Genomic DNA, 9,030 nt, shown 5'->3' on the forward strand with positions numbered 1-9,030 from the left:
CGGTGTTCCTGGCCGAGTGCGTGCAGGCCGGCCTGGACGCGGCCATCGTCCACGCTTCCAAGATCCTGCCGATGTCGCGCATCCCGGAGGAGCAGCGCGAGGTCGCCCTCGACCTCGTCTATGACCGCCGTCGCGACGGCTACGACCCCCTGACGCGGTTCCTGGACCTGTTCGAGGGTGTGGAGGGCAGCGGCGGCGGGCCGACCCGCGCGCAGGAACTGGCGGCCCTGCCCCTGGACGAACGCCTCAAGCGGCGGATCGTCGACGGGGAGCGGACCGGTCTGGAGGCCGACCTCGACGAGGCGATGCGTTCCCGCGACCCGCTGGCGATCATCAACGACACCCTGCTGGACGGCATGAAGGTCGTCGGTGACCTGTTCGGCTCGGGACAGATGCAGCTGCCGTTCGTGCTGCAGTCCGCCGAGGTCATGAAGGCCGCGGTCGCCTACCTCGAACCGCACATGGAGAGGACCGACGCCCGCGGCAAGGGCACGCTGGTGCTTGCCACGGTCAAGGGTGACGTCCATGACATCGGCAAGAACCTCGTCGACATCATCCTGTCCAACAACGGCTACACCGTCGTCAACCTCGGGATCAAGCAGCCGATCAACGCGATCCTGACCGCGGCGGCGGAGCACGACGCCGATGCGATCGGCATGTCGGGGCTGCTGGTCAAGTCGACCGTGGTCATGAAGGAGAACCTCGCGGAGATGAACACCCGCGGGGTGGCCACCACCTGGCCGGTGCTGCTCGGTGGCGCCGCGCTCACCCGCGCCTACGTCGAGGGGGACCTCGCCGAGCTGTACCAGGGTGATGTCCGCTACGCCCGGGACGCCTTCGAGGGGCTGGCGCTCATGGACGCGGTGATGGGGGCCAAGCGGGGTGAGGCGCCGCCGCTCGCCGACGACCCGCGCGCCGCGGCGCGCCGCGCCCGCCGGGAACGAACCGAGCGGATCAAGGCTACCCGGGCCGCCCAGGCCACGGCCCGGGGCGAGCAGATCCCCACGGAGCTGCCGCCGCGCTCGGACGTAGCCACCGACAACCCGGTGCCGGTGCCGCCGTTCTGGGGGGAGCGGATCGTCAAGGGCATCCCGTTGGCCGACTACGCGTCCTTCCTGGACGAACGGGCGACCTTCCTCGGCCAGTGGGGGCTGCGCGGTGCCCGCGGGGGCGAGGGGCCGTCGTACGAGGAACTGGTGGAGACCGAGGGACGCCCGCGGCTGCGGATGTGGCTCGACCGCATCGCCTCCGAGCGGATGTTGGAGGCCGCCGTCGTCTACGGCTACTTCCCCTGTGTGAGCAAGGGTGAGGACCTGATCGTCCTGTCCGGGGACGGTTCGGAGCGGGCCCGTTTCACCTTCCCGCGCCAGCGCCGGGACCGCCGGCTGTGCCTGGCCGACTTCTACCGGTCGGAGGAGTCCGGCCAGGTCGACGTCGTACCGTTCATGGTCGTCACGATGGGTAGGCGGATCAGCGAGGTCACCGCCGAGCTGTTCGCGGCCAACTCCTACCGGGAGTACCTGGAGCTGCACGGACTGTCGGTCCAGCTCACCGAGGCGCTCACGGAGTACTGGCACAAGCGGGTCCGCTCCGAACTGGTGCTGCCGGACGGCACACCCACCGGCGTCGCCGACTCCGGCGATCTGGCCGCAGTCTTCCGCCAGGGATACCGGGGCTCCCGCTACTCCTTCGGCTACCCGGCCTGCCCCGATCTTGAGCAGCAGGTCGGCGTGTTCGATCTGCTGCACCCCGAGCGGGTCGGCGTGGAACTGTCCGAGGAGTTCCAGCTCGTGCCGGAACAGTCCACGTCAGCGATCATCGCCCATCACCCCGAGGCGAAGTACTTCGCCACCTGACATCCGGCTATCCGGTGAGCCGACTGATTCGGGTCGCAGGCCGAAGGCGGCGCGATCATGATTTTTCGCGCTGCCGGAGGCCCACGGGCTGCGGATGATCCGCATCACGTGTTCTGGTGCCGGTTCGCCGCAGCTGGTTGTCTGGCAGGGATCCGGCTGTTGCCAGGGAGCCGGCTCGTCTCCCGAGGAGAGCAGGCCCTTGTGGATCTCGTGGATGCGCCCCTGTTCGACGCCCACGGGCCCGGCGACGGCACACAGCCGGTGAGTCCTCCGCGCGGGCGCGACGGTCGAGAGGGTGTTGCCGCGGTCCTGTTCGACATGGACGGCCTGCTCGTCGACACCGAACCGCTGTGGACGGTGGCCGAGCACGAACTGGCGGCGAGCCTCGGTGCCCGCTTCACCCCCGACATCAAGGCCGCAATGATCGGCCACGGCGTCGACACCGCCCTGCCGCTGATGCTGTCGATGCTCGGGGTGCCCGACGCCGACCCGCACGCCGCCGCCCGGTTCCTGATCGAGCGGACCGCCGAGCTGTTCGGCGAACCCGGACGGATCATCCCCATGCCGGGTGCCGTCGCGCTGCTGGACGCCCTGGCCGCCGCCGGGATCGCGACCGCTCTGGTGTCGTCGTCGTTCCGGGTCCTGATGGATCCCGTCCTCGCCGCGATCGGACCCGAGCGGTTCGCGGTGACGGTTGCCGGGGACGAGGTGAGCCGGCGCAAGCCGCATCCGGAGCCGTACCTGACAGCGGCGAGGATGCTCGGGGTCGACCCGGCGCAGTGCGTGGTCCTGGAGGACAGCGAGGCCGGTGCTCGAGCCGGCCTCGACGCCGGCTGCCCGACGATCCTCGTCCCGTCGTTCCCGGCCACGGCGGTCCATCCGGTGGTCGCCGAGGCGACCGTCCGGCCGAGCCTGCACGAGGTCACCGTCGACCTGCTCGACCTCCTGGTCACGCAGACCGGCAACACCGGACGCTACTCCGACGCAGTCGGCTGACCGCACCCGTCCCGACCAGGCTCATCGGCGGGTCACGGTGCGCAGCGCAGCCACGATTACGCCCGGCTCCGGCGGACAGCCCGGCACCTGCATGTCCACCGGCACCACATCGGCCACTGATCCCTGCACGCCGTAGCCCCCGGCGAACTCGCCGCAATTCAGGGCGCAGTCGCCCACCGCCATCACCAGCCGCGGCTGCGGTGTCGCCTCTACCGTGCGCCGCAGCGGCTCGGCCATATTGCGTGTCACCGGCCCGGTGACCAGCAGCACGTCTGCGTGTCGTGGTGAGGCCACCACGCGTGCCCCGTACCGCTCGGCGTCGTAGACCGGGCCGAACGCAGCGGCGATTTCGATCTCGCACCCGTTGCACGACCCGGCGTCCACACATCGCACCTGTACCGAGCCGGCGAGCTCGCGGGCTGCGGGTGGACACTCCTCCTGCGGCCGTGGTGGGGCGTCTTCGGCCACCCGCCCAGTGTTGCGGATCTTGCGCAGCAGATTCACCACATGCTCCTACACGTCAGCGATGGTTTCCTTCGCGATGATCGGAAGCTGTCGCCCCGACCAGGGTGGGGTTCGGCATGGGGCAAGTGCCGTGTGGTGCGGGATTACGACAGCTGTGGCGGCTCGGCCCCCGGCGCGACGGTGCGCAGGTCCTGCAGCAGTTCGGCCTGGCCGGTCAGCACCCCGGTCAGGATCGTCCGCGCGACCGCCAACAGTTCGGCAACGTGAGGGCTTGTCAGCGAGTAATGAACAGTGGAGCCTTCCTTGCGGGTCACCACCAGGTTCGGGGGTCCCGGTAGTACTCGCGGAAATCGGGCGGATATGTCTCGGTAGGCTCCTGAGCTGGGGATCTTCGGGTTGCTGGCTGGGGGTGCAGCGTGGCCACGCAGGTGTTCGCGGACGAGGAGCTGGAGGCGCTGCGGAGGTTCCCGGAGATCGGCCGGGAGGAGCTGTTCCGGTTCTTCACGTTGACTCCGGCGGATGTGGCGTTCGTGGATCCTGGGCGGGGTCGGGGTCCGGCTGACCGTCTGGGGCTTGCGGTGGCGTTGTGTTCGTTGCCGTGGCTGGGGTTCGTGCCGGATGACGTGGCGTCGGTGCCGTGGGTGGCGGTGGAGCGGCTGGCGGAGCGGCTCGAGGTTGATCCGGACGGGATCCGGTCGTACGGGCGTCGGGTGAAGACGCGGACGGAGCATCTTCGGCTGGCGGCGCGGTATCTGGGGTGGCGGGCGGCGGGATCGCTGGAGTTGAAGGAGCTGGATGAGTTTCTGCTGGCGCGGGCGTTGGAGCATGACTCGCCGCTGTTGCTGTTCCGGTTGGCGTGCGAGTACCTGATCTCGGCGAGGGTGATCCGTCCGGGGCCGGTGACGGTGGTGGAGCGGGTCGCGCACGCGCGGGAGGAGGCGCGGCGGGAGACGTTCGAGCGGCTGGAGCAGGAGTTCACCGGGCAGCGGTGCGCTGGTTTGGATGGGTTGCTGGTGGTGGACCCGGCGGTCGGGATGACGCGGTTGCGGTGGCTGGATAAGGGGCCGGTGGAGGCGTCGCCGGCGGCGGTGAAGGCCGAGGTCGCGAAGTTGGAGTTCCTGCGCGGGATGGACGCGCACACCCTGGATCTGTCGGTGCTGCCGGCTGAGCGGCGGCGATTTCTGGCCACGGTGGGACGGCGGTTGACCGCGCAGGCGTTGGCCCGCCGCGAGCCGCAGCGCCGGTACCCGATCCTGCTGACGCTGCTGGCGCAGTCCGCGACCGAGGTGCTGGACGAGGTCGTGCAGTTGTTCGACCAGGCGGTCTCGGCACGGGAGAGTAAGGCGGCGCACAAGATGCGGGACGCGCTGGCCGAGCGCGGCCGCGCCGGGGAGGACCGCCAGGCATTGTTGGATGAGGTGCTGGCGATCGTGGCCGACACGGCGATCCCGGACGAGGAGATCGGCGGCCTGATCCGCGGGGAGAAGGTCGGATGGGAGCGGTTACGGGCAGCGCAAGCCACCGCGCTACCGCCGTTGCCGCGCGATCACGGGCATCTGGCGGCCTTGGACGGATCCTACGGCTATCTGCGGCAGTTCACCCGCAGGTGCTGGACGCCGTGCGGTTCGACGGCGGCACCGCGGCGGCCGAGCTGCTGGAAGCGGTGGAGATCCTGCGGGAACTCAACGCCACCGGTGCCCGCAAGGTCCCCGACACCGCGCCGTCGGGGTTCGTCCCGGCTCGCTGGCGTGGCTACCTCGACACCGCGTCCAAGGCCGGTGACGTCACCGGCTACCGCCACTACTGGGAACTGTGCACGCTGCTGGCCTTACGTGATGGGCTGCGCACCGGCGACGTGTTCGTGCCCGGCTCACGCCGCTACTGCGACCCGGCCGCCTACCTGCTCACCCCGGGCAAGTGGGCCGACCAGCGGGTGGAGTTCTGCCAGCTGGTCGGTAAACCCGCTGACGCCGCCGCGGCTCTGGCTGCGGCCGAGGACGAGTGGGGTGAGGCGCTCGGCGAGCTGGAACACACGCTGGCCGGCGGCGATGGGCCGGTCCGCCTCGACGACGCCGGTGACCTGGTGATCTCCCCGCTGACCGCGGAGGACGTGCCGGCGGAGGCGACGGTCCTCAAAGCCGAGCTGACCGAGATGCTGCCGTTCGCACCGATCGTGTCGCTGCTGATCGAGCTGGACAAGCACACCGGGTTCCTGGACTGCTTCACTCACGCCGGCGGCAAACAGGCCCGCACCAGCGAGGTGAAGCGGAACCTGATCGCGGTGCTGATCAGCCACGCGACCAATCTGGGGCTGACCAGGATGGCCGACGCCTGCGGCATCTCCTACGACATCCTGGCCTGGACCGCGGAGTGGTATGTGCGGGAGGAGACGTTGCGCGCGGCGAACCTGGCGATAATCGGCTACCACCAGAAGTTGCCGCTCACCCCGGTGTTCGGCGCCGGCACCCTGTCCTCCTCCGACGGGCAGCGGTTCCCCACCCGGGGCAAGTCGGTGACCGCACGGGCGCTGAGCCGGTATTTCGCGCATGAGGGCCTGAGCACCTACACGCATGTGACCGACCAGCACACCACCTACGGCACGAAGGTCATCGTCGCCACCAAGCGCGAAGCCCACTACGTCCTCGACGAAATTTTGGGGAACGCGACCGACATTCCCGTCACCGAGCACGCGACGGACACCCACGGGGTGACACTGGTCAACTTCGGACTGTTCGACCTGCTGGGGTTGCAACTCTCGCCGCGCATCCGGGACCTCGGCAAGATCACCCTCTGCCGGGCAGGACTCAAGTCGCGGGTGGAGGCGGCTTTCCCGCTCGCCGGGCCGCTGCTGACCCGCCGGTTGAACACCGAGCACTGGGACGATCTGCTGCGCCTGGCCGGCTCGCTGAAGTTCGGGCACGCGACCGCGTCCCTGCTGGTCGGGAAGCTCTCGGCGTCAAGCAGGCAGAACACCCTGGCCGCGGCGCTGAAGGAGTACGGAGCGCTGCGCCGCACGATCTACGCCGCCCGATATTTGTCGGACCCGGCGTATCGGCGCAAGATCTCCCGCCAGCTCAACAAGGGCGAGTCGCTGCACGCACTCAAACGCGACCTGCTCTACGCTCACGAAGGCGCTGTCCGCTCCCGCCACCTGGAACAGCAGACCGAGCAGGCGTGGTGCCTCACGCTGGTCACCAACGCCGTGGTGGCCTGGACGACCGAGTACTACGGCCTGGCGGTGGAGGCGATGCGCGCCGCCGGGCGGCGTGTCGATGACGAGGTCCTGGCCCATATCTCCCCGGCGCACAGCGAGAACATCAACTTCTTCGGCTCCATCGACGTCGACATCGACGCCGAACTCGCCCAGCTCGGCCCACCGGCTACCGGCCGCTGCGCTCGACCGACACCCTGTTCTGATCATCTCTACCGATGCCGCGCCAGCTTAAGGATCAAGCTGATGTGAATAGATCATGTGTTTCGGGAACCGACACCGACATCGATAGCACAGTGCCCGCGACAACAACAATTTGGACACCGGGGTGCCTTTAACGCTGCTGTCACCAGCCGCTATAAGGGTTGATCGCGTCTGTTGAGCTGGGGGGCCACACCGGCAGAAAGGGGCGACGGCCGTTCGGTCGCCTGGCAGGGGTTGTCCCGCCGCGGTGAACGCGACCAGCGTCGGACCGAACGCGGCGTCGCCCTGCAAGCGCTGCGGTGGGCGGCCTGGCATCGGCCAGGCAGAGCGGGAGACGGCCGGATCCGGCACATCTGCGACCGGCCACGGTCGCGTGGCGGTTTATCGGTCGGCCGGGGGCGGGGTGAAGAAGTCGAGGGTGGTGCGGGTTTTGGTTTGTTGCGGTCCGGTGAGGGCGACGCCGTGGCGGCGCAGGACGGCGGCGGTGTGCGCGGCGACGTGCAGGGCCGCGTCGGGTGCGCAGCGGGTGGACAGTTCGAGGATGCGGGAGCCGTCGGGGAAGGTCCACCGCTCGGCGAGCAGCGTGCGGCCGTAGCCATCCGGCACGACCTTGCGTCGCCGGACGTCGACGGGGCCGAGAACCATAAGATCGTCGATGTTGGTGTGTCGGGGTAGCCAGGTGGCGAGCAGCGTGCGTTGGGGTGGGGAGAACAGGGCGTGCAGGGGGCGTCGGTGGGCTATGGCCTGGTCGACGTCGTGGGGGCCGAGGCGGGTTTTCAGTGCGGCGGAGCAGACGTAGGTGCCGGGCATCCCGTCGATCTCGACGATGAGGTCTTTGGATCGGCGTAGGGCGTCGGACAGGCTGGCGGGGACGACCGGGCGGAGTTTGACGACCGCGTCATCGGGCTTGTCCTCGATGCTGCGGACGCGGGCGATGACGCCGTGGTGGTGCAATGTCCGGTCCGGGGTGTCGAGGTAGTAGACGCGGCGGGCGGGGGCGCGGGTGAAGTCGATGCCGAGTGCGGCGCGTGTCGTCCGGTGCGCCGTGGCGGGCACGATCAGTTTGAGTTCCACCCGGTCGGTTTGACGGGTCAGCATGATCAGATCGTTGAGCTCATGGTCGGGGAGCTGCCAGAACTTCTGCGCGGCCCGCACCCGACCAGCCGGCCGGTCCTCCGCGCGGCGGGTCACGGCGCGCGGAGGACCGGAACGCGTGCGGCTCATAGATCACTATTTTATGCGCTCCGTTAATGATCCGTGACGCCGGCGAGGGGCCAGGAGCATGACCTGGCGGGATGTCATCCGGCCGGGTACGGGGCATGGATGCGGGGCCGGTGACGTCATCGAGATGCGTCCGGTAGGGGAACCCTCAACGGACACAGCGATGGACACGTGAGCAGAACCCGGGACCTCGACCAGCGGTGTCTCACATAGATGGTATGAATTGTTTCTCAGTGAGCGGTGGCTATCCGTTACATTCCGGATCATGTCCGGAACCTTGATCGGCTACGCCCGGTGCTCCACCGACGACCAGGACCTCACCGCCCAACGGGACCGGCTTCGCGAACTCGGTGTCAGTGAGAAACGGATCTACCTCGACCACGGCCTGACCGGTACCAACCGGAAGCGGCCCGGCCTCGATCAGGCCCTGGCAGCCGTCCGTGACGGTGACACGCTCGTGGTGCCCAAACTCGACCGGCTCGCCCGGTCGGTGCCCGACGCTCGCGCGATCGGCGACGACCTCGCAGCCCGGGGGATCAAGCTTTCCCTCGGCGGGCAGGTTTACGACCCCACCGATCCGATGGGCAAGATGTTCTTCAACATCCTCGCCACCTTCGCCGAGGTCGAGGTCGACCTGCTGCGGCTACGCACCCGCGAGGGAATGGCCGTGGCCCGAGCCAAGGGCCGCCTGCGCGGCCGACAGCCGAAGCTGTCGCCCAAGCAACAGGCCGAGCTGCGGCGCATGCATGCTTCTGGCGACTACTCGATCACTGACCTCGCCGAGCTGTTCACCGTGTCCCGCCCCACCGTGTACCGCACCCTCCATCGGAGCCAGCCCCAGACACAGTTACACTCTGTCCGCTCACCAGCCGGACACCCATATCCGCCCGATTTTCGGCGGGTACTACGGCGACCCCGTTCGCCCGGCGCAGCACCGCCAACTGCTGGGACAGATGCGCCGTCTCCACGCTCACCTGCGGCAGCATCTCCGCCACCGCGTGTTCACGCTGGCTCAACAGTTCCAGCACCCTGATGCGCACCGGGTGCCCCAGCGTCTTGAAGAACTCTGCCTTCAGT

4 protein-coding genes and 4 pseudogenes are annotated in these 9,030 nt (G+C 68.9%); 4 read left to right on the forward strand and 4 right to left on the reverse strand.

The window, feature by feature from the left end:
- Both DD1DGNOD_RS29455 and DD1DGNOD_RS14360 read left to right on the forward strand, forming a co-directional pair.
- A partial coding sequence (locus DD1DGNOD_RS29455) for a vitamin B12 dependent-methionine synthase activation domain-containing protein (protein WP_241255720.1) occupies positions 1-1,856 on the forward strand: 1,856 nt, incomplete at its 5' end.
- Between the two features lie 318 nt (positions 1,857-2,174).
- Positions 2,175-2,852 carry an HAD family hydrolase gene (locus tag DD1DGNOD_RS14360; RefSeq protein ID WP_241251518.1) on the forward strand — a complete coding sequence of 226 codons (678 nt, stop codon included), beginning with the start codon at positions 2,175-2,177 and terminating at the stop codon, positions 2,850-2,852.
- Between the two features lie 21 nt (positions 2,853-2,873).
- Here the strand turns inward: DD1DGNOD_RS14360 and DD1DGNOD_RS14365 are convergent, their stop codons facing one another.
- Together DD1DGNOD_RS14365 and DD1DGNOD_RS14370 are read right to left on the reverse strand one after the other, a co-directional pair.
- Positions 2,874-3,356, reverse strand: coding sequence for an NADH-quinone oxidoreductase subunit B family protein (locus DD1DGNOD_RS14365; RefSeq protein WP_131766881.1), 483 nt, complete (start codon positions 3,354-3,356; stop codon positions 2,874-2,876).
- A 104-nt stretch (positions 3,357-3,460) separates the two neighbouring features.
- A pseudogene (locus DD1DGNOD_RS14370) lies at positions 3,461-3,640 on the reverse strand (transcriptional regulator); the annotation flags it as partial.
- Positions 3,641-3,733: 93 nt separating this feature from the next.
- Between DD1DGNOD_RS14370 and DD1DGNOD_RS30860 the strand changes: the two are divergent.
- Positions 3,734-6,734, forward strand: a pseudogene (locus tag DD1DGNOD_RS30860) (Tn3 family transposase).
- 379 nt (positions 6,735-7,113) lie between these two features.
- Here DD1DGNOD_RS30860 and DD1DGNOD_RS14380 read toward each other — a convergent pair.
- Positions 7,114-7,956 (reverse strand): adenylate cyclase, encoded by an 843-nt coding sequence (locus DD1DGNOD_RS14380; protein WP_241251508.1) that lies wholly within the window; start codon positions 7,954-7,956, stop codon positions 7,114-7,116.
- A gap of 262 nt (positions 7,957-8,218) precedes the next feature.
- On the opposite strand from DD1DGNOD_RS14380, the pseudogene DD1DGNOD_RS14385 reads away from it, so the two are divergent.
- A pseudogene (locus tag DD1DGNOD_RS14385) lies at positions 8,219-8,788 on the forward strand (recombinase family protein); the annotation flags it as partial.
- 82 nt (positions 8,789-8,870) lie between these two features.
- Here DD1DGNOD_RS14385 and DD1DGNOD_RS29465 read toward each other — a convergent pair.
- Positions 8,871-9,029 (reverse strand): annotated as a pseudogene (locus DD1DGNOD_RS29465) (ArsR family transcriptional regulator); the annotation flags it as partial.
- Between the last annotated feature and the right edge of the window lies 1 nt (position 9,030).

The organism is Candidatus Protofrankia californiensis (assembly GCF_900634765.1).
Classification (GTDB): domain Bacteria; phylum Actinomycetota; class Actinomycetes; order Frankiales; family Frankiaceae; genus Protofrankia; species Protofrankia californiensis.